The sequence below is a fragment of the Microbacterium sp. JC 701 genome, assembly GCF_021026215.1.
GTDB lineage: Bacteria > Actinomycetota > Actinomycetes > Actinomycetales > Microbacteriaceae > Microbacterium > Microbacterium algihabitans.
Genome location: NZ_JAJNCV010000001.1, coordinates 193,775 through 212,274 on the forward strand (window position 1 = coordinate 193,775; position 18,500 = coordinate 212,274).

An 18,500-nucleotide genomic window follows, 5' to 3' on the forward strand; every position below is an offset into this window, starting at 1 on the left:
AAGAACTCCCCGTGACTTCCCTTCCCCCCGTTCCCGCTCCGTTGGCCGACCTGGCCGTCGTCATCCGCTCGGGTGTCGTCGAGAGCCGTCACCTCGGCTCGATCGCGGCCCTGGCCGCCGACGGCTCCGTCGCGTGGCAGACCGGCAGCGGCGAGCAGATCCTGCCCCGCTCCACGGTCAAGCCGGTTCAGGCGCTCGCGTGCCTGATCGCCGGGGCCGACATCGACGGCGCCGAGCTCGCGATCGCCGCGGGCAGCCACACCGGCGAAGACGTGCACGTCGAGGTGGTGCGCGAGATGCTCACGCGCGCGGGTCTCGACGACGCGGCCCTCGGCTGCCCCGTCGACTGGCCCGAAGACGAGCCGACGCGCGAGCGTCTGATCCGCGACGGCGAGCAGCGCTCCCGCGTGCGCATGAACTGCTCGGGCAAGCACGCCGCGATGCTGCTGGCCTGCGCGGTCAACGGGTGGGACACCGCGACCTACCTCGACCCCGCCCATCCCCTGCAGCAGCTGGTGCGTGCGACGCTCGAGCGCCTGTCGGGCGAGACGGTCGCGCACGACGCGGTCGACGGCTGCGGCGCTCCGCTGTTCAGCGTCTCGCCCCTCGGGATCGCCCGCGTCTTCCGCGCCCTAGTCACGGCCGAGCCCGGCACGCCGGAGCGGAAGGTGGCGGATGCCATGCGCACCCACCCCCGCTTCGTCGGTGGCGATCATCACGCCAACACCGACGCGATGCTGCGGGTTCCGGGTCTGCTGTCGAAGGGCGGCGCCGAGGGCGTCATCGGCATGGCGACCGCCGACGGGGCGGCCGTGTCGATGAAGATCCTCGACGGAAACCCGCGTGCCACCACCCTCGTCGCCCTCACGGTGCTCGAGGCGCTCGGCGCCGACATCTCGAACGCGGGCGACCTGGTCGACCTGCCGATCCTCGGCGGCGGTGTCCCGGTCGGCTCGATCCAGGTGGGCGGCGACGTGCGCGCGTGGCTCGACGCCCCCGCCGCGAGCGCCGCACCGTGATCATGGCCGCCGAGTCGGCATCCGTCATCGAGAACACCCCGGCCGGGGCCCGCGCCCTTGTCGAGATCTGCGTCGACGACCTCGCCGGAGTCCTCGCCGCCGAGCGGGCGGGGGCCGATCGCGTCGAACTCTGCGCCGATCTGCTCGAGGGCGGAACGACGCCCAGCCTGGGAATGATCCAGGCGGTGCTCGCCTCGGTGCAGCGCGTGGGCGTGCAGATCATGGTGCGCTCGCGCGGCGGCGACTTCGTCTACTCGGCCGACGAGCTGCGCGTGATGGCTGCCGATGCCGCCGCCATCGCGGCCCTCGCCCGCGAGAGCAGCGTGCCGGTGGGCATCGTGTTCGGCGCCCTCACCGCCGACGGGCGCATCGACGAGCAGGCGCTCGATGCGATCCGCGCGGCCGCCGGCGACGTGCCGATCACCTTCCACAAGGCCTTCGACGACACCGCCGACCTGTTCGAGGCGTACGAGACGCTCGCCCACCACGGCGTCGTGCGCGTGCTGACCTCGGGTGGGGCGGCGACCGCGCGCGAGGGCGCCGACGTGCTGACGGCCCTGCGCGCCCGGTCGGAGGGGTCGCGGATGCCGACGGTGCTCGCCGGCGGCTCGGTCCGGGCCCACAACGTCGCGGCGCTGCTCGACAGCACGGGCGCCCGCGAGGTGCACCTGCGCGCGCAGGTCGCGACTGACCGCGGATTCCTCGAGACCGACGAGTCGCTGATCCGCGACACCGTCCGCGCCGTGGCCGACCGCTCGCGCGCGACGCTCCCCGCCGCGATCGCCGTCGACATCGGCGGTACCTCGGCCAAGGGCGCGCTCGTCGACGCCGACGGGCGGGTGCTGCACAGCTCGTCCGTCGCGACCGGCTCGGGCGCCGAGACCGTCTCGCGCATCGCCGACCTGCTGCGCGATCTCGTCGCCGCGGCTTCGGCCGAGGGCCGCGCGGTCGTGGGGGCGGGCGTCGTGAGCCCCGGCCTCATCGACACCGCCACCGGCACCGTCCACTACGCCTCGAGCCTCGGCTGGAGAGATGTTCCCCTCGCGCAGATCCTGTCCGACGCGGTCGGCATCCCCGTCGCCGTCGACCACGACGTGCGCGCGGCGGGAGCGGCCGAGTCGGCGTTCGGCGCCGCCGCCGGCTCGCGCGACGTCGTGTTCGCCGCGATCGGCACGGGGGTCGCTGCGGCGATGACCTCCGACGGCCGCGCCCTCGAGGGGGCCATCGCGGGAGCAGGCGAACTGGGCCACATCCCGGTCGTCCCCGGCGGCGAGCTCTGCACGTGCGGCCAGCGCGGATGCCTCGAGGTCTACTTCTCGGGAGCCGGCCTCGCCCGTCGCTACGCCGCAGCGAGCGCCGAGGTGGGCGACGAGATGCTCGTCGAGACCCCGGATGCCGCGGCCATCATCGCCCGCATCGACACCGACCCGATCGCCGCGCGCGTGTGGGCCGAGGGCCTGGACGCCCTCGCGACGGGCTTGGCGACCCTCACGCTGCTCGTCGATCCCGAGGTGATCGTGCTCGGTGGGGGCGTCGCGCAGGCCGGGGCCGCGTTCGTCGAGCCCCTGCGCGAGCGCCTCGCGGCCGCCCTCGTGTGGCGTCCGGTCCCGCGTCTCGAGACCGCCGCCCTCGGCACCCACGCCGGGCGCATCGGGGCCGCCATGCTCGCGTTCGACGCCGCGCAGCGCGCCGAGGTCACCCGTTCGTGGGTCGCGCCTGTCATCCTGGCTGAGCCCGCGGCATCCGGAACCGCCCCGACCGCAGAGGAGGCCCGTGCATGACCGAGATCGCGATCGTGAAGACGCAAGCCGAGGCCGGCCGAATCGCCGCCGACCTCATCGTCGCCGCGCTGGCGAAGCGCGACGAGCCGACGCTGGGCCTCGCGACCGGCTCGACCCCGCTGCCGGTCTGGTCGGCGCTGGCCGAGCGCTCGCTCGATCTGTCGGCGGTGCGCGGCTTCGCCCTCGACGAGTACGTGGGCCTGCCCGCCGGGCACCCCGAGAGCTATCGCGCCGTGGTCGATCGCGACATCGTCGCGCCCCTCGGCCTCGACCCTCAGCGCGTGCGCGTGCCCGGCGATGACGAGGGTCCGCTGGCCGAAGCCGGCGAGCGCTACGAGGCCGCGATCGCCGACGCCGGCGGGATCGACCTGCAGATCCTCGGCATCGGCCGCACCGGGCACATCGGCTTCAACGAGCCGGGCTCCTCGCTCGCCTCGCGCACGCGTCTCAAGGCGCTCACACCCGCGACCCGGGCCGACAACGCGCGGTTCTTCCCGGGCATCGACGACGTTCCCACGCACTGCCTCACGCAGGGGATCGGCACGATCCTCGACGCGCGGGTGCTCGTGCTGCTCGCGTTCGGCGAGACGAAGGCCCCCGCCGTCGCCGCGGCGGTCGAGGGTCCGCTGACCTCGTCGTGCCCGGCATCCGCCATTCAGCTGCACCGCCGGGCCGTGGTCATCGTCGACGAGGCCGCAGCCGCCCGGCTCGAGCACCGCGACTACTACCGCTTCGCCTGGAATCACCGCGAGATCGCGACGGCATGACCACCGACCTGCTGCTCACCGGCGCCCGGGTGGTCGACGCCCGGCGCGACCTGCCGGGTGCGTGGGTGCAGGTGCGCGACGGGCTGATCGCCGCGGTGGGCTCGGGGCGGGCCCCGCACGCCGAGGATCACATCGACCTCGCTGGGGCGACGCTCACCCCCGGCCTGATCGACCTGCACGTGCACGGCGGCGGCGGGCACGCCTTCGATGACGGGGCGGATGTCATCGCGGCCGGCGTCGCCGCCCACCGTCGCCACGGCACCACGGCCACGCTCGTGAGCCTCGTCTCGTCCCCCCTCGAGGTCCTGCGGCGTCAGCTCGACGGGGTCGAGGTCGCGCGCCGGTCCGATCCCGGCATCCTCGGCGCTCACCTCGAGGGCCCCTGCCTCTCGCCCGCGCGGCGCGGCGCGCACGACCCCGCCGCCCTCGCCCTGCCCGACGAGCGCTTCGTCGACCTCGTGCTCTCCGCCGAACCCGGCCTGATCCGCCAGGTCACGCTCGCACCCGAATTGCCCGGGGCGCTGGACGCGATCGCGGAGCTCGCCGCCCGCGGCATCCGCGTCGCCCTCGGCCACACCGAGGCCGATTTCGCCCTCACGAGCGAGGCGATCGCCCGCGGGGCGACCCTGCTCACGCACGCGCTGAACGCGATGCCCGGGATCGGCCACCGCCTGCCCGGTCCCGTGCCCGCCGCCCTGGCCGACGAGCGCGTCACGCTCGAGCTGATCCTCGACGGGGTGCACGTGCATCCCGCGGTCGCCCACATGCTGCTGACCGCGGCGCCGCAGCGGGTGGCGTTGATCACGGATGCCATGGCCGCCGCCGCCCACGCCGATGGCGACTACCGCCTGGGCGACCTCGACGTCCGGGTGGTCGGGGGCCGCGCGCTGCTCGACGACGGCGTCACGATCGCCGGCTCCACCCTCACGCTCGATCGCGCGGTCCGCGCGGCCGTCGTCGACCTGGGACTCAGCGCGTCAGATGCCGTGGGCGCGGCGACGGCCGTTCCCGCCGCCGCGTTGGGCGAGACGACCCGCGGGCTCCTCGAACCCGGAATGCGCGCCGACCTCGTCGCGTGGACCGCCGACTGGCAGCCGCAGCGAGTGTGGCTCAGCGCTTCGTGACGCGCCGCTCGAGCAGCTTCTTCGCGACGTCCATGAAGTTGGGGGCGTACTTTGCCCACTCCTGATCGAGCTTGCGCACGTCGATCTTGCCGGTGTGCAGCAGTTCGCAGATCTTCAGCCAGCTCTCGCCCGTCGCCGCCGTCAGGGCACCCGCGACAGCGGCGTTCACGACGATTCCCGCGCCGGGGATGAGCTTGAGGAAGCTCGTCGCGAGCGCTCGGCCCGCCACCTGCACGCCGAACTGCGCGAGCGCTCCCGCCGACAGCATCGTCTTGACCTCGAGGTCGTAGATCGCGGCGATGCGGCCCATCATCGTGAGCTGAATCGGCGCCAGAGTGAGCGCATCAGAGACGGGAAGCGGAACCGTCGCCGCTCCCGCGGCCGCTGCAGCCGCCGCGGCGATGATCGGCCGCGCCATCTCCCTCTTCCACGGGAGGTTGAGCCGCTGTGCGATGCGAAAGGCGTCCTTGTCGCGTTCGGGCGCGAGTTCGAGCGTCTCCGTGACAAGGTCACCGAGGCCGTGCCCCTTTCCCTTCCCGTTCTTGTCGCGGGTGGAGGTGAGGATGACCTGCCGGTACGGGATGCGCAGCCGCTCGCCGGTGTTCGGATCCACCGGGTCGTTGAGCCAGCCGACGAACGCCTCCAGGTCCTTCGCGACGCCCTGGTGACCGGTGATCGGGTTCTTGATCCAGTCGACCTTCGTGAGCACGAGGATCACCGGCAGCCCCCGCGCGTCGAGCTCGCGGATCATCGCGATGTCGGCCGGAGTCAGCCTGTCGTCGGCGGCCCGCACGCAGTACCAGACGACCGAGATCTGGTGGTCGCCGGGGTGAGCGGCGATGGCGTCGAGGTGGTTGCGCAGCTGCTGGTCGGGCGGGACCGGCGAGCCGATCTCGAACCCTTCGACGTCCCAGATGCCGAGCGAGTCGTCGCTGTAGAAGTGCACGCCGCGGGTGACCGGCAGGCCGCGCCCGACCTTCGCCCAGTCGCGGCCGAACACGGCGTTGACCAGCGACGACTTGCCCACGCCCGAGGCGCCGACGATCGCGAGGTTGAACCGGCCATACCGCGACTTGGCCGCGGAGCTCGCCTCGATGAACGCCTTGTCGTCGAGGTCGGGCCTGTCGGCGTTCTTCTTCGCCATGGTGTCGTCGTCTCCCCGCAGATGACTCAGCTCGCGACCCGCGGATGCGGATGGATCGAATCTACGTGCCGGGGCGGCGCGGGGCGCGTTCGGGCGTGGCCCTTGTGCGGGGGCGGATGCCGTGGGAGGAGGTCCGGCGAATCAGCCCCCCCCTCTCCCCGCGCCACCGCGAGCTGCTGCTCCCAATCCGCGGGCAGGCGCTCGGCCGGGCCAGGGACGCTCTGCTCCTCGGGGTGGGTCGTCGGCGGCGCCAGCGGGGGTCCGTGCACCTCGGTCGACGCCTCATAGTCCCACCACCACGTCTCGCCCGGTTCGAAGCTCTGGATGTACCGGTGCCCGCTCGAGCGGAAGTGCGCGGTCGCGTGACGGTTCAGCGACGAGTCGCAGCACCCGACGTACCCGCACGCGGCGCACCGGCGCAGGTGCACCCACCAGCTTCCCGTGGCGTCGCACTCCTGGCACCCGGTGCCGCTCGGGCCGACCGTCCGATCGATCTGCTCCTCCGTCGACATCAGGAGAGGTCGGCGATCGCGTCGGTGATGACCTTCGCGACCTCGGCGGGGTGGCTCTGCATCACCAGGTGCGGAGCGTCGAGCTCGATGATGGTGCGCAGTCCCGCCCGCTGGTAGCCGAAGCGCTCCACGTCGGGGTTGATGGTGTGGTCGGCGCTCGAGACGATGCCCCACGCCGGCTTCGTCTTCCAGGCGGCGACGGGCGCGTTCTCGCCGAATGCGAGGGCGGCAAGGGGCCGTTGCGACACCGCGAGCACCTCGGCCCGCTCGAGCGGAACCCCGTGCGCGAACACCTCGGGGAACGCCGCGATCTCGACCGAGACGTCGGTCCCGGGCTCTCCGCCCTCGACCGGGAACGGCGTGTAGACGAGGTGCTGGGCGAGGTCGGAGTCGGGGAAGCCGCCCTGCAGCTGCCCGAGGCTCTCGCCTTCTTCGAGCGCGTAGCCCGAGACGTAGACGAGTCCCACGACGTTGTCGGCGACGCCCGCGACGGTGATCACGGCACCGCCGTACGAGTGCCCGGCGAGCAGCACGGGTCCCTCAATCTGTCCGACGACCGAGCGGATGTAGGCCGCGTCGCCGAGCAGGCTGCGGTTCGGCACGGCGGGAACCCGCACCGTGTAGCCCTGGTCGAGCAGGGTGCGCGTGACGGGGGCCCAGCTCGCGGCGTCCGCGAAGGCGCCGTGCACGAGGACGATCGTGGGTGATTCGGACATCGGATGCCATCCCTCTCGGTCGCGACGACGGTCGCCGCTCATGGGGGCTCACGCTAGAGACGACGGATGCCGAGCGGCAGAAGCATCTGTCGAAATCTGCTCTCGACGAATGTCGAACCCGTTCCCCGGGTGAAGCGAAGGGTGACAGGCTGGCCACAACCACCTCGCTCGCGGAAAGGAGACCCATGTCGGAGCGCCGCCGCATCGGCATCCTGTTGTTCGACGGAGTCAAAGCCCTCGATTTCGTCGGCCCCGCCGAGGTGTTCTCCGAGACCAACCTCACGACCGACGCGTACGAGCTGCGGTTCTTCTCCCCCACCGGCGCCGACGTCACCGCGTTCATGGGGCTGCGCATCGGCGTCGACGGCGCGGCCGCCGACAGCGGACCCCTCGACACCGTGATCATCCCCGGCAGCGAGCTGGCGCCGAACGTGTTCGACGATCGAGCCGTGCGCGAGGCCATCACGACGCTGGCGAAACGGTCGCGCCGCATCGCGTCGATCTGCAGCGGGGCGTTCGGCCTCGCCGCGACAGGACTGCTCGACGGCCACCCCGCCACGACGCACTGGAAGTTCGCCGACGTGCTGGCCAGCCGCTACCCGGCGATCCGGGTGGACTCCGAGCGCATCTTCACCAAGCAGGGCGACATCTACACCTCGGCGGGGGTCGCGGCCGGCATCGACCTCGCGCTCTCGCTCGTCGAAGAAGACCTCGGGCCCGAGGTGGCCCGCAGCGTCGCCCAGCACCTCCTGGTCTACATGCGGCGCTCGGGCGGGCAGTCGCAGTTCTCGGCGGCGCTCAAGATGCCCGCGCCGCGCACGAGCATCGCGCGGGCCGTGGCGGAGTACGTCGGCGACGATCCCGCGCGTCCGACGAGCGTCGCCGAGCTCGCCGCGCACGTGAACGTCAGCCCCCGCCATCTCACGCGGGTCATCCGCGACGAGCTCGGCGTCACGCCGGCGGCCTATATCGCCTCGCTTCGACTGGAGTTGGCGGTCAACCTGCTCGAATCGGGCGAGACGGTGGCGCAGTCGGCATCCGGTGCGGGTTTCGCCTCTCCCGCCGCGCTGCGCCGCGCCTTCCTCGCGCGTTACCGTGTGACGCCCTCGGGGTATCAGGCCCGGTTCCGCTCCACGGCGTCGGAGCCCGCCGACGAGGCGACGGTGCTGTCGGCTTAGTCGCCCGTCTCGCGGGCGCGGCGCACGAGGTCGCGCAGCGCCGCCACCCCCGGGGTGTTCGGCTCGGCGAAGAAGAGGGTCATCGTGCAGCCTCGGGATGCCGGGATCGCCAGGGTCTCGCTGCGCAGCCCCACCCATCCGTGCGACTCGATGTGCACGAGGGGCCACGAACTGGAGTGCGGGCGCACCAGGCACTGCTGCCACAGCTCGACGAAACGCGGGTCGCTCTTCGAGAGGGTGTCGACGATGTGCCGCAGCCGGGGGCTGCGCGGGTCGGCGTAGTAGCGCAGCGAGGCGACGACGTTCTCGGCGGTGCGCCGCCAATGCGCCTCGGAGTGCGGCTCGGGGTAGTGCTCGAACACCGACAGCACGAGATTCAGACCCACCCGCAGGCCCCCGGGGGTGAGAAGGCGGCCCGGTTCGTTCACGCCGATGACGTCGAGCGTGCCGTTCGAGAGGTAGGCGGGTGTATCGGGATGCAGGTCGAGCAGGCTGCGCACCCCGTCAGGCACGTCGTCGCTCACCGCCGGCGCCTCGTGGCCCGCCGACAGACCGGCGACGCGGTGCAGGTGCTCGTCGCCGTACTCGTCGAGCTTCAGCGCCCGGCTCAGGGCCGACAGCACCTCGGCCGAGGGGCGATGCCCGCGGCCCTGCTCGATGCGCAGGTAGTAGTTGGCGCTGATGCCGGCGAGCTCGGCCACCTCGGTGCGTCGCAGGCCCCGCACCCGGCGTCGCGACGACGACGGCAGCCCCACCTGAGCGGGCGTCAGCGACTCGCGGCGGTCGCGGAGGAACTCCGCGAGCGGGCTGATCGAGGTCGTCACGCGCATCCCCCCGGGCGAGTAGTGGAACGGTGCCTCCAATTCTCCGGCGACGAGCGCAGACGGGTGATGCACAAACGGACACGATTGCGTGAGATGCGGACGCACCCGTTGAGGGGCCCGGGGGGTCACCGGATACGGTGCAGGGGTGGGTCGACCGAGGCGTTATGAAGAAGACACTCTGCTCGACGCTGCCCAGGAGCTGTTCTGGGCACGCGGCTACGACCGCACATCGATGGAAGACGTCGCCGGGGCATCCGGCGTCGGCACCAGCAGCCTGTACGCGGCGTACTCCAGCAAGCTCGGCCTCTTCCTCTGCGTGTTCCGCCGGTACTGCGAGGGGCGGGTCGAGTTCGTGAGCGAAGCGACGGCTGCGCCCAGCCCGGATCTCGAGGCGGCGGCGGCCCAGTTCCTGCAGCGCGTCGTCGACGAATGCGGCTCGGCCGAGGACCGTCGCGGATGCCTCATGCTCAACAGCATCGTCGAGCTGAGCGAGCGCTTTCCCGACGTGCTCGAGACCGCCACCGCGACCACCACCCGTATGGAAGACGTGCTCACCGCGAAGTTCGTCCGCACCGCGCGGGCCACCGGCATCGAGCTCGGCGAGCGCGATGCCCGCGAGCACGCCGAACGCACTGTTCTCGCCTCTCAGGGGCTCATCCAGCTGAGTCGCCTGCACGTCCCGCGCGAGCGCCTCGCACTGCTCGCCGAGCGGGCCGCGGTCGCCCGCGCCTCCTGACCCGTCAGGCCAGCAGCCGCTCCGGCTGACGCGTATGCCGCAGCGGGATCGGGTCCCCCTGCTCATCCCACAGTCGCAGCAGCTTCAGCGCGAGGTGCAGGGTGCTGCGCTGCAGGCCGTCGGCGAGCGCCGTGCGCACCGTCGGGGGCAGGTGGTCGAGTCGGTAGTACAGGGTCGTGCGGTGGATGTGCAGGCGCTCGCACGCCGCGGGCACCCGCCCGGCCGCGTCGAGATAGGCCTCGACGGTCTCGCGGGGCGTGGGGTCATCGCCGGCGATGAGGTCGAACGCGGCGGGACACGCCTGAGCGAGCAGGGCGCGCGAGCGCGGCAGGGTCTGCATGAGCGCCCACCCGCCCAGATCCTCGGCCCGCATCGACGCCACCTGGTCGGGCAGGGCCGCCCGCAGGCGCGCCGACGCGAGGGCGCCGTCCACGGCGTCGTCCAGCTCGAGCGCAGTGGGCGCGCACGCGGCCATCCCCACCCCCCGCGCGACCACCGCGTGCATCGCGGCCGTTCGGGCCACGGCATCCGTCAGCTCGTCCACATCGCGAACGGGGGCCGCCACGAACACGGCGGCTCCCTCACGGATGCCGATGACGTGCAGCGATCCGTGGGTGGTGACGGCGAGGTGTCGGGCGAAGGCGGTGATGGCGAGCGCGCGCGCGGGATCCAGAAGGATCACGAGCACGTCGAGGTCGTCCCCGCGTCCGTCGACCCATCCCCGCGCGCGCACCTCGGCCAGCGCTGAGCGTCGGGCCGGCCGCTCGGTGTGCAGCAGCCGCGACAACATGGTGTCGCGCGCCGTCGCGAGGCCCGCGCCCAGATCGAGCAGAAAGGCCGCCGCGTCGACCACGGCCCACTCGTAGGGGCCGAGGTCGCTCTGCACCGCATCGGCGATGCGCAGGGCTGCGGCATCCCGGTGGAACGGCACGTCGACGCAGCGGACGTCGCGATCGGCGGCGCTCGACGGCCGCTCTCGCACGCTCACCCGCCGGCCGAGAAGGGTCGACAGCTGGTCGATGATCTGGGGAGGATGCATCCCGACTCCTCGCGTGCAGTCCGGTGGGGATGCACACACGATAGGTCGGCACAGGGCTCGGCAGCGTGGCCCTCTCGCACACACGGTACCGCTCCCACGACAGGCGGAGGCGCACCCCGGCCACCCCGGAATGCGCCTCTCGTCAGGGGGTCACGACTGGATGAACGCGAGGATGTCGGGATTGATCACGTCGGCGTACGTGGTGAGCATGCCGTGCGGGTACCCCTCGTAGATCTTCAGCGTCGAGTTCGCCAGCAGCTCGTGCTGGCGCAGAGCCGCCGCCTTGTAGGGGACGACCTGGTCGTCGTCGCCCTGCAGCACCAGCACGGGAACGGTGATGGCCCTCAGGTCGTCGGTCTGGTCGGTCTCGGAGAACGCCTTGATGCCCTCGTAGTGCGCGACCGCGCTGCCGGTCATCCCCTGGCGCCACCAGTTGTCGATGACGGGCTGCGAGGGGGTGACGCCTTCGCGGTTGAAGCCGTAGAAGGGTCCGGATGCCACGGCCTCGAAGAACTCCGCACGGTTGGCGGCGAGCGCCTCGCGGAACCCGTCGAACACCGACAGCGGAGTGCCCTCGGGGTTGTCGTCGCGCTGGAGCATGATCGGCGGCACGGCCGCGACGAGCACGGCCTTCGCGACGCGCCCCTGCGGCTCGCCGTGCTTCGCGACGTAGCGCGCGACCTGGCCGCCGCCCGTCGAGTGGCCGATGTGGATCGCGTTGTGCAGATCGAGGTGCTCGACCACGGCGCTGACGTCGCTGGCGTAGTGGTCCATGTCGTGGCCGGTGCCGACCTGCGACGAGCGCCCGTGTCCGCGACGGTCGCTTGCGATCACGCGGAAGCCCTTACCCAGGAAGTAGAGCATCTGAGCGTCCCAGTCGTCGGACGACAGGGGCCAGCCGTGATGGAACACGATCGGCTGCGCGTCGGGGTTGCCCCAGTCCTTGTAGTAGATCTCTGCGCCATCTTCGGTGGTCACGAATGCCATGACGTCTCCCGTTTCCTTGTCTCGACGAGTGCCCGGCGCCACGATCGTGGCGAGGCTCGTCTCACTCAACCGCTGGGAGGGCGGTCGAGCATCAGACGTTCGTCGAGAACCGGGGGCGCTCTAACGCTCTCGCCGCATACGTCGTGGGTACGCAATCAGCGTCCGCCGAGACGAACTGATCGCGGGATTACTAGTCCGCTCGGCAGCCGCTCGAGTCCCTGGCGAAGGCGGGGATGGTGCGGGCGCCTCTGTCGGTGTACTTATCAGACAGAGCGGCGCTGCCTGGCGTCCGGGCGATCTTTGGACGAGCTCAGCTCAATTGCCCAACATGTGCACCGAGTGCTTGCCGACGTGTAGTCGACCCGTTGCTCGCGATTTTCGATACGTTCCGATGAATCCGAGTTGACGATTGAAGACATCTATCCGCCAGTTGCTCGGGGCTACCTCAGGGAGTTCAGACCATCGGTTCGTCAAGTCTTCGTAAAAGCCCTCTTCACCTGTGAGGAATACGCCGCGGCGTGTTCGAGAGTCCGTGATTGTCAGCACCGATTGATGGCCCGCGTCTCGGATGGACGTGGTTTCATCAAGCGCGCTGCCAAGATGAGGCGGGTTGCCCCCTCCCGTGAGCAACTCCAGGTCGCGACGGTCTTGGATACCGCGAGCCCAGCGCTGCCACACCTCCGACGGCGCCCGCGACGGTTTTCCCGGCTCGAGATTACTCACGTGCTCGTGATTGAGAGTTGCCCAAGCCAGGTAGATATCGAGAGTCTTGTCGGCACCCCATACAGACGAGATGAAGTCCAACGTCGGATCACCCTCGGGGCGCCCCTGGTCGTACCAGGCTCGCAAACCGCTGCCAGGGTCTTTCCACCCCAGCCGAGCGACAGCGAGGAAATGCAGCCCGTGCCAGTAGGCCAAGTACTGGCCATGATCAATCGACATCCCATCCGGTGTCGGCAAAACAGGTGCGCGACTTCCCGCTAGCGCCCGGAGAACGAGTTCGATCCCCCAGGAATCACCCGAGGTACCGGTCAACTGGGAATCAACAAGCCGAAACCGGTCCATCTTCCGTGGGTCGAAGAACGAAAGGCTCATTCACATCCTCATCAATGGGAGAGCAGGACTCGCGAGGTACTCGGCAGTGAAATATAACAGCTCACGTTGCCCCGATATCTTCACCGCAACGAGCCTGCCGCAGCCCGCATGAATGCGCCTCTCGGTGCTGCCGCACGGCTCCCGCACCGACCCGTGGACACAATCCCGGACGTGCAGCCCGACAGACTCCTTTGTCAGATCTCGATCTGGTGTGACTCGACCCGGTATCGGCTTCAGTGCGGCGAACTCAGCACCGGCTCGTCGCACGGACCAAGCGTCGCGTTAGCCCGCCGCCATGGTCTCCCGCGAGTACTTCGCCGCCCGCGCGACCTGCTCGGCCGTCGGCACGACGCCCGTGTAGGCGACGAACTGCCGCGCCGCCTGCAACGCGATGACGGCGCCGCCGCCGATCACCTCAGCACCTGCCTCGCGAGCCGCCGCCAGCAGCGGGGTCTCGGCGGGGAAGGCGACGACATCCATCACCACGGGAGCCGCCCGGATGTGATCGAGCGGAAAGGCGAGGGCGTCGGCGTGCGGCCCGTTCATGCCGATGGGCGTCGCGTTGATGAGCGTCGCTTCCGCGACAGCCGGCAGCTCGGATGCCGCGGCGAACCCGTACTGACGGGCGAGTGCCGACCCGGTGTCGACGTTGCGCGAGAGCACCGTGACCTGGTCGGCACCGCGAGCGTGCAGCACCGCGGCGATGGCCTTCGCCATGCCTCCCGAGCCGTGCAGGATGACGGGGCGCGTGAGGTCGACGTTGTGGTCGGCGATGAGCTCGTCGATCGCGAGGTAGTCGGTGTTCGACGCGGTCAGCACGCCGTCGTCGTTCACGATCGTGTTGACACTGCCGATCGCCGCGGCCGACGGTTCGAGGGTGTCGACGAGCGGAATGACGGTCTCTTTGTGAGGCATCGATACGGAGCATCCCCGGATGCCGAGGGCCCGCACCCCCGCGATGGAGCCGGCGATGTCGGTCGTGCGGAACGCCTTGTAGACGAAGTTCAGCCCGAGCTCGGCGAAGAGGTAGTTGTGGAAGCGGGTGCCGATGCTGGTGGGGCGGGCCGACACGGAGATGCAGACCGTGGTCTGTGCGTCGATGCGGTGGGGTGCGAGGTTCGTCTCGGTCATCGGCTTCTGCTTTCCAGTGCGCGGGCTCGTGCGTCCATCTTCTTATGGAGCGTGAGTACGTCGTGCCCCGGTCGACCGAGTCGATGACCAGCGCGATCAGAGCCAGCGCGGCTCAGCGCGCTGCGGTCGCCACCGGATCGAGCAGGAAAAGGCACGAGCTCTGTTCGTACTCGATGATCGTGGCCGTGATGCTGAGGTTCGTGCCGACGCCGATCGAGTCCGGGTCGTTCCCGTCCACTTGAGATCGTTGGTCGCGTTGACGTCACGAAACTGGAAAGCAGGTCCGGCATCCGACGTTTCCCTGAAGTCCCCGGCACCGATCAGGAAGTCATACCGAGTCTTCGCCGAGCCGTGGGGTGCCATCGCCCCGACATAACCGGGGAAAGCGACCGTCTCGCCGCGATGAGCCGCAGCGAATGCTGCAATGTCCGGCGAGCAGTAGTCGGTCAGCGCCACAAGAGATTCGAGTTCCGGGTTGGTCTCCGGGGTGAGCACGGCACTGCCAGGCTCGGACTCGGCAGGCGCCGCACTCTCTGTCGGTGCCGAGGAGGCCATCGTGGGGCGCGCCGAGGGCTGGGTGGGAGCCGGCGACGCCGCGCTGCTGGGCGCGCTTGTCGCTTTGGCACTCGCGGCTGTCTCCGCGTTCCGTTCGCTGATGGTGCCGATTGTGATGACGGTTGCAAGCAGGAGCGCCAGTGCGCTGCCGCCGATGATCCACAGCAGTCGGTGCGACTTGGGTTTCGGACGCCGGAAAGTCAGCTCAGTCTTCACGCGGCCCTGAGTCTGACCAACGAGTTTCCACCCGTCGGTTTCCCACTTCTTGATGGTTCGGGATTCCATCCCGCGAATAGTGCGGACGGTTTGCGTTTCGTACGCGACGTCAGCATCCGTCGTCACCATTCAGAACCCCCAGGCGCACGCCGGCGAATAGACCGGACACGCGAGCCTATCGAAGCGCAGAGCTGCAAGTGCTCATGCGTGTCCGGTGTCAACATCGCGGATAGGCCCGTCGCTCTGTCCTGAGGTGCCACCGCTTAGGACCGCTCCGTGGGTTGCACCGTCGCCGTCTACCTCGTCGCGCAAGCGCGGATGCGCCCGCTACTCGCTGCCGGCAAAAGCAGCCGCCTCCGCCGCCATTTCCCTTCTGGCCCGGGAGAGACGAGCAAGCTTCTTGGGATTCTTCGCGATGTTGAGTGGCGGCCCGAACTGCTGAATGACGAGCGTCTCGACCTGGTCAAGCAGAGCCGGCCTTCTTGCAGGCGCCACCCACACAGCGAGACTCAACCGCGAATGCATCCACGCGGTAAGACGTTCGTCGCCGTCGGCCGCGAGGCCGTAGTTAGCAAAACGCTCCGGCTTCGCGATGTTCCGCGGTACTGCGTGGAGGTCGAGTGAGAACCTAAGCAGGGCGGCGAAGGACCGACGCACGGTGGAACTCCCCGTGCGAGCCGAGTATCGCGGATCCGACGCGAAGTGCCCGCGGAGTTCGCGCGCGACGAGACTATCCTCAGCTTTGCCGATGTAGAGCGGACTTGAGCTGCTGAGTTCGAGGCCGAGATCGGTCAACGCTTCGTCATCGCCGTAGATAGCGTAAAGGCCGGGAAGCGCAGGCACGTGGTTCGGCGCCTCAACGATTCCCCATCGTGGTCCGGTCAACGCTGTCGCCGCGTCCGCGGCAAGTGCAGGCAGGGAATGCTGATGTGTTGTCACGCCGACCGCCCGCGCAAGTGAGCGCGAACGTCTTCAGCCTGCTCGGCAGTCAGTTCCCAACGCGCATTCTTGAGGTGATTGGGACAGCGCTTCCGAAGATACCGACGCACCGTGATTCCAGGGCGGTTCCCGTCGTTGTGACCGAACTTTTTGCCGAGCTGCACAGGGGTGATGAGATGCGAAATGTTGCTCATTCCGCAATCCTGCATCATGTCCTTTTTGACCGCATTCCCCCGAATGTTCGAGGATGTGCCGCGACGCGAAGGTTTCGCCGCTACTGGCCGGGCAGAACCGGCCGCCGATCTCGGCCCCCGTCGAATCCCATGCTTCGAGGCAAAGTCAGTCGTCAAGATCACCTTCGCCGAGCTCCACGTCTATGTCGTTGGCACTCAGAGTCATCGGAGTGGGCGCCCGGCGGGTCTGGGTGCCCAGCTTCTCCGCAATGCGCGTGACGAGCATTTTGCGGCGTTCCTCGTAGAAGCTCAGAAAGTCTGTGGGGCCGTGAGGCAAGGCACCGGGAAGAGCATTTGCTTTCAAGAACGACGCCTGTTCGTCGCTCCCCGGGTAGTGATCGATCACCCAAGCATCTGGGGCGGTGTCAGACTTGCCGATATTTTCCGGGCCCGGCAGCAGCTCCAAGTTTGGTAGCAGGTCGCGCTTCTCCTGGAGCTCCTGGATGAGCTCATCGCTATAGAGGCGAGTACCCTCCGGTGTCTTCGCGAGCTTAAGAGACCGCGCGTCGAGCTGGGCCTGGGGGAAGACGTGGTCAACGTGGTACTGCATACGCGTATCCACATGGTCGAAAAGGGTGGCCAGCACAGCCCATGTGCGGCCGCCCCCGTACCCGAGCGCGAGCAGATCCTCAACCAGCGCATCAGTGACCTCGAGGGACTTTCCTCGGCGAGCCATCACTTGCTCTACCACGCCCAGTGGGAAAGCCTCGGCACCATCGTTCCGAATCACCTCGCGCAGATCTCGCAAGAGGGTGTCGAGAGCAGAACCCCAGATGCCGCGGACGATGAGCGATCGCAACACCCATGAACGAAGCGCTGCACGATCCTCACGGTCCTTTTTTTTGTCCGACACCCGGTACGAGGGCTCGAGACCGCGACGGTGAACGTAATAGGCGACCGGGATCAGGACACTGTCCGCCGTCAGGGTGCCACCTGAGAGCCCGAAGTCGGCAAGCAACTCGGCAGCCACCCGAAGCGACTTGCTGATCCCGTCCCACTCCGACTCGAGCAGCGCCATGTTGGTGGTCGTGAAGTTCTTGACCTTGAAACCGACATCGCCCACGTCGGCAAGAACGAGCCCGGATTTGAGGACGGTGTCCTGTGAGAAATTGAAGCCCTGGCCCGTCGCATTGAGGGCGTCCACGAGTTCGTGGACAGCCGAGCGCGCATCCTTTTCCTTCCACTGAGCCGTCGCAATTGACATCAGTAGATCGCTGTACGACAGCACGGTGCCGCCCGAATTGACGCGGACGAAGATGTCGAGAACTCGTTCGATATCTTGATCAGTTTCTTCGTAAAAATGCAGGCTCTGATTATGATGAACCTCTTGCCAGAGCAGGCTGATCACCTCGACAGCTTTGGCGTCATTTCCGACCCCGTACTTCACAGGAATCTGCGCCATCTGGAATGCTTCGGGTGCGTCGAAGATCTCGCTGACGGGGAACCAAGTTTTTGAATCCTCCTCCTGAGACTGCGTCACCTGCTCCTTCGTCAGGAACGCAAGGTGATATTTGAGGCCCGCCTCGTTCTCGGGCGCCTCCTCGCGCAGGTTCAAGAAGAGTTTCCGCTCCGGGTACGACCAGGCCTTGTTGGCCCAGCCGCGAGGGTTACGGTACGCGTAAGTGCCACGAAGCCCGATGTTGAGCGACGTCAATCGCTGCTGGCCGTCCAGCACCGCTATGACCTCACGGTCGGTCGGGATGTCGACCACTGGATTGTGCTTCTTATCGAACCCGCTGTACTCCCTAAGGAACCCGTAAAACTTGAATGCCCCGACCGTTTCGGGCATGACCTTCCAGGACAGGAAACTCCCGACCGGGTACCCGCGCAGCACAGAGTCGAAGATCTTGACCACCTGGGATGGCTTCCACACGTACTCTCGTTGTATTGCCGGAAGGATTAGCTCGCTCTTCTGGATGAGCTTTAGCGCCGTCGCTATCGTCATCGGTTCCTTGTGCCCCATACCGGAACACTATCGGCGCAGTTCGCGATAGGGATGCGCCGGCGCTGAATCGCTAACCTTGCACCTATGCGAGAAGCGCTCGGATCAACGGCAGCCCTGGTGCTGATCATGCTACTGGCGGGGTGTGCGGGTTCAGAGGCATCCGCAAGCGGTGCTTCCGACACGCCAACCAGTGCGGCGGCGGTCGATGCGAATACAGCGGCGTGCGCGGAGGTGCGCGCACTTTGGGAGAACGTGAACGTTTGGGGGACGACCCCAGGGAACACGGACGCATCCGGTGCGCCCACCGCCGATGGTTACTCAGATGCTCCTAACTACCGGCTGATGCTGGATGAAATCCGCCAGCGGGCGGACGGATCGATAAGAACGGCGATGGACGAGTACTTCGACGCGGTTCCAACAGCGGGAGCATGGTGGTTCGCGAACGGCGCTCACGAGTACGGGCTTGCCCATGGTGTTGCCGACGCCTGCCAGAGCACGGGAAAGCCGATCAACACGTTCTGAGAAGCACAGACGCAGCCGCGCCGCTGTAAACAGGCAA

At 68.7% G+C, this 18,500-nt stretch carries 16 protein-coding genes and 2 pseudogenes; 7 read left to right on the top strand and 11 right to left on the bottom strand.

What is annotated here, in order from left to right:
• The first annotated feature begins 11 nt into the window (after window positions 1-11).
• Genes LPW41_RS00980 through nagA form a run of 4 tightly spaced genes read left to right on the top strand, consistent with a single transcriptional unit; the run spans window position 12 to window position 4,691 of the window.
• On the top strand, window positions 12-1,019 hold the full coding sequence (locus LPW41_RS00980; protein ID WP_230703872.1) for an asparaginase: 1,008 nt from the start codon (window positions 12-14) through the stop codon (window positions 1,017-1,019).
• The gene (locus tag LPW41_RS00985) at window positions 983-2,800 is read left to right on the top strand and encodes a copper homeostasis protein CutC (protein ID WP_230703873.1); all 1,818 of its coding nucleotides are present in this window, start codon (window positions 983-985) and stop codon (window positions 2,798-2,800) included. Before LPW41_RS00980 ends, LPW41_RS00985 begins: the two co-directional genes overlap by 37 nt.
• Window positions 2,797-3,567 (top strand): glucosamine-6-phosphate deaminase, encoded by a 771-nt coding sequence (locus LPW41_RS00990; RefSeq protein WP_230703874.1) that lies wholly within the window; start codon window positions 2,797-2,799, stop codon window positions 3,565-3,567. Before LPW41_RS00985 ends, LPW41_RS00990 begins: the two co-directional genes overlap by 4 nt.
• Window positions 3,564-4,691 (top strand): N-acetylglucosamine-6-phosphate deacetylase, encoded by a 1,128-nt coding sequence (gene nagA / locus LPW41_RS00995; RefSeq protein ID WP_230703875.1) that lies wholly within the window; start codon window positions 3,564-3,566, stop codon window positions 4,689-4,691. Before LPW41_RS00990 ends, nagA begins: the two co-directional genes overlap by 4 nt.
• On the opposite strand, the gene LPW41_RS01000 is transcribed toward nagA, so the two are convergent.
• The 3 genes and pseudogenes from LPW41_RS01000 to LPW41_RS01010 form a co-directional block, all read right to left on the bottom strand.
• Entirely contained in the window at window positions 4,678-5,835 is a 1,158-nt protein-coding gene (locus tag LPW41_RS01000; protein WP_230703876.1) for a GTPase family protein, read from the bottom strand. The genes nagA and LPW41_RS01000 overlap by 14 nt on opposite strands.
• Window positions 5,836-6,005: 170 nt before the next feature.
• Window positions 6,006-6,347: pseudogene (locus LPW41_RS01005) on the bottom strand (UBP-type zinc finger domain-containing protein); the annotation flags it as partial.
• Window positions 6,347-7,063: an alpha/beta hydrolase gene (locus LPW41_RS01010; RefSeq protein WP_230703877.1), complete on the bottom strand. Its 717-nt coding sequence runs from the start codon at window positions 7,061-7,063 to the stop codon at window positions 6,347-6,349. The gene LPW41_RS01010 and the pseudogene LPW41_RS01005, both read right to left, overlap by 1 nt.
• 185 nt (window positions 7,064-7,248) lie before the next feature.
• Between LPW41_RS01010 and LPW41_RS01015 the strand changes: the two genes are divergently transcribed.
• On the top strand, window positions 7,249-8,241 hold the full coding sequence (locus LPW41_RS01015) for a GlxA family transcriptional regulator (protein WP_230703878.1): 993 nt from the start codon (window positions 7,249-7,251) through the stop codon (window positions 8,239-8,241).
• Here LPW41_RS01015 and LPW41_RS01020 read toward each other — a convergent pair.
• The gene (locus LPW41_RS01020) at window positions 8,238-9,137 is read right to left on the bottom strand and encodes a helix-turn-helix domain-containing protein (RefSeq protein ID WP_230703879.1); all 900 of its coding nucleotides are present in this window, start codon (window positions 9,135-9,137) and stop codon (window positions 8,238-8,240) included. The two genes, LPW41_RS01015 and LPW41_RS01020, sit on opposite strands and share 4 nt — an antisense overlap.
• Before the next feature lie 73 nt (window positions 9,138-9,210).
• Between LPW41_RS01020 and LPW41_RS01025 the strand changes: the two genes are divergently transcribed.
• A complete protein-coding gene (locus tag LPW41_RS01025) occupies window positions 9,211-9,801 on the top strand; it encodes a TetR/AcrR family transcriptional regulator (protein ID WP_230703880.1) in 591 nt (196 codons plus the stop codon).
• A 4-nt stretch (window positions 9,802-9,805) separates the two neighbouring features.
• Here the strand turns inward: LPW41_RS01025 and LPW41_RS01030 are convergent, their stop codons facing one another.
• The 7 genes and pseudogenes from LPW41_RS01030 to LPW41_RS01060 all read right to left on the bottom strand — a co-directional run bounded on the left by LPW41_RS01030 (window position 9,806) and on the right by LPW41_RS01060 (window position 17,959).
• Window positions 9,806-10,840 carry a helix-turn-helix domain-containing protein gene (locus LPW41_RS01030; RefSeq protein ID WP_230703881.1) on the bottom strand — a complete coding sequence of 345 codons (1,035 nt, stop codon included), beginning with the start codon at window positions 10,838-10,840 and terminating at the stop codon, window positions 9,806-9,808.
• A gap of 150 nt (window positions 10,841-10,990) precedes the next feature.
• On the bottom strand, window positions 10,991-11,827 hold the full coding sequence (locus tag LPW41_RS01035; RefSeq protein WP_230703882.1) for an alpha/beta fold hydrolase: 837 nt from the start codon (window positions 11,825-11,827) through the stop codon (window positions 10,991-10,993).
• A 315-nt stretch (window positions 11,828-12,142) separates the two neighbouring features.
• Complete coding sequence (locus tag LPW41_RS01040) at window positions 12,143-12,922, bottom strand: hypothetical protein (RefSeq protein WP_230703883.1); 780 nt, start codon at window positions 12,920-12,922, stop codon at window positions 12,143-12,145.
• A gap of 282 nt (window positions 12,923-13,204) precedes the next feature.
• Window positions 13,205-14,053, bottom strand: a complete 849-nt coding sequence (locus tag LPW41_RS01045) for a shikimate 5-dehydrogenase (protein WP_230703884.1) — start codon at window positions 14,051-14,053, stop codon at window positions 13,205-13,207.
• Window positions 14,054-14,165: 112 nt separating this feature from the next.
• Window positions 14,166-14,953: pseudogene (locus LPW41_RS01050) on the bottom strand (DUF4839 domain-containing protein).
• A gap of 198 nt (window positions 14,954-15,151) precedes the next feature.
• On the bottom strand, window positions 15,152-15,667 hold the full coding sequence (locus LPW41_RS01055; RefSeq protein WP_230703886.1) for a GIY-YIG nuclease family protein: 516 nt from the start codon (window positions 15,665-15,667) through the stop codon (window positions 15,152-15,154).
• 435 nt (window positions 15,668-16,102) lie between these two features.
• The gene (locus tag LPW41_RS01060; protein ID WP_230703887.1) at window positions 16,103-17,959 is read right to left on the bottom strand and encodes a DUF262 domain-containing protein; all 1,857 of its coding nucleotides are present in this window, start codon (window positions 17,957-17,959) and stop codon (window positions 16,103-16,105) included.
• Between the two features lie 66 nt (window positions 17,960-18,025).
• Between LPW41_RS01060 and LPW41_RS01065 the strand changes: the two genes are divergently transcribed.
• On the top strand, window positions 18,026-18,463 hold the full coding sequence (locus LPW41_RS01065; RefSeq protein WP_230703888.1) for a hypothetical protein: 438 nt from the start codon (window positions 18,026-18,028) through the stop codon (window positions 18,461-18,463).
• The last annotated feature ends 37 nt before the right edge of the window (window positions 18,464-18,500 follow it).

Bases quoted from the DNA above. Each gene is read 5' to 3' on its own strand.
- LPW41_RS00990 (WP_230703874.1), top strand. From the start codon at position 2,797: ATGACCGAGATCGCGATCGTGAAGACGCAAGCCGAGGCCGGCCGAATC.
- nagA (WP_230703875.1), top strand. From the start codon at position 3,564: ATGACCACCGACCTGCTGCTCACCGGCGCCCGGGTGGTCGACGCCCGG.
- LPW41_RS01000 (WP_230703876.1), bottom strand. From the start codon at position 5,835: ATGGCGAAGAAGAACGCCGACAGGCCCGACCTCGACGACAAGGCGTTC.
- LPW41_RS01010 (WP_230703877.1), bottom strand. From the start codon at position 7,063: ATGTCCGAATCACCCACGATCGTCCTCGTGCACGGCGCCTTCGCGGAC.
- LPW41_RS01015 (WP_230703878.1), top strand. From the start codon at position 7,249: ATGTCGGAGCGCCGCCGCATCGGCATCCTGTTGTTCGACGGAGTCAAA.
- LPW41_RS01030 (WP_230703881.1), bottom strand. From the start codon at position 10,840: ATGCATCCTCCCCAGATCATCGACCAGCTGTCGACCCTTCTCGGCCGG.
- LPW41_RS01035 (WP_230703882.1), bottom strand. From the start codon at position 11,827: ATGGCATTCGTGACCACCGAAGATGGCGCAGAGATCTACTACAAGGAC.
- LPW41_RS01040 (WP_230703883.1), bottom strand. From the start codon at position 12,922: ATGAGCCTTTCGTTCTTCGACCCACGGAAGATGGACCGGTTTCGGCTT.
- LPW41_RS01045 (WP_230703884.1), bottom strand. From the start codon at position 14,053: ATGACCGAGACGAACCTCGCACCCCACCGCATCGACGCACAGACCACG.
- LPW41_RS01060 (WP_230703887.1), bottom strand. From the start codon at position 17,959: ATGGGGCACAAGGAACCGATGACGATAGCGACGGCGCTAAAGCTCATC.
- LPW41_RS01065 (WP_230703888.1), top strand. From the start codon at position 18,026: ATGCGAGAAGCGCTCGGATCAACGGCAGCCCTGGTGCTGATCATGCTA.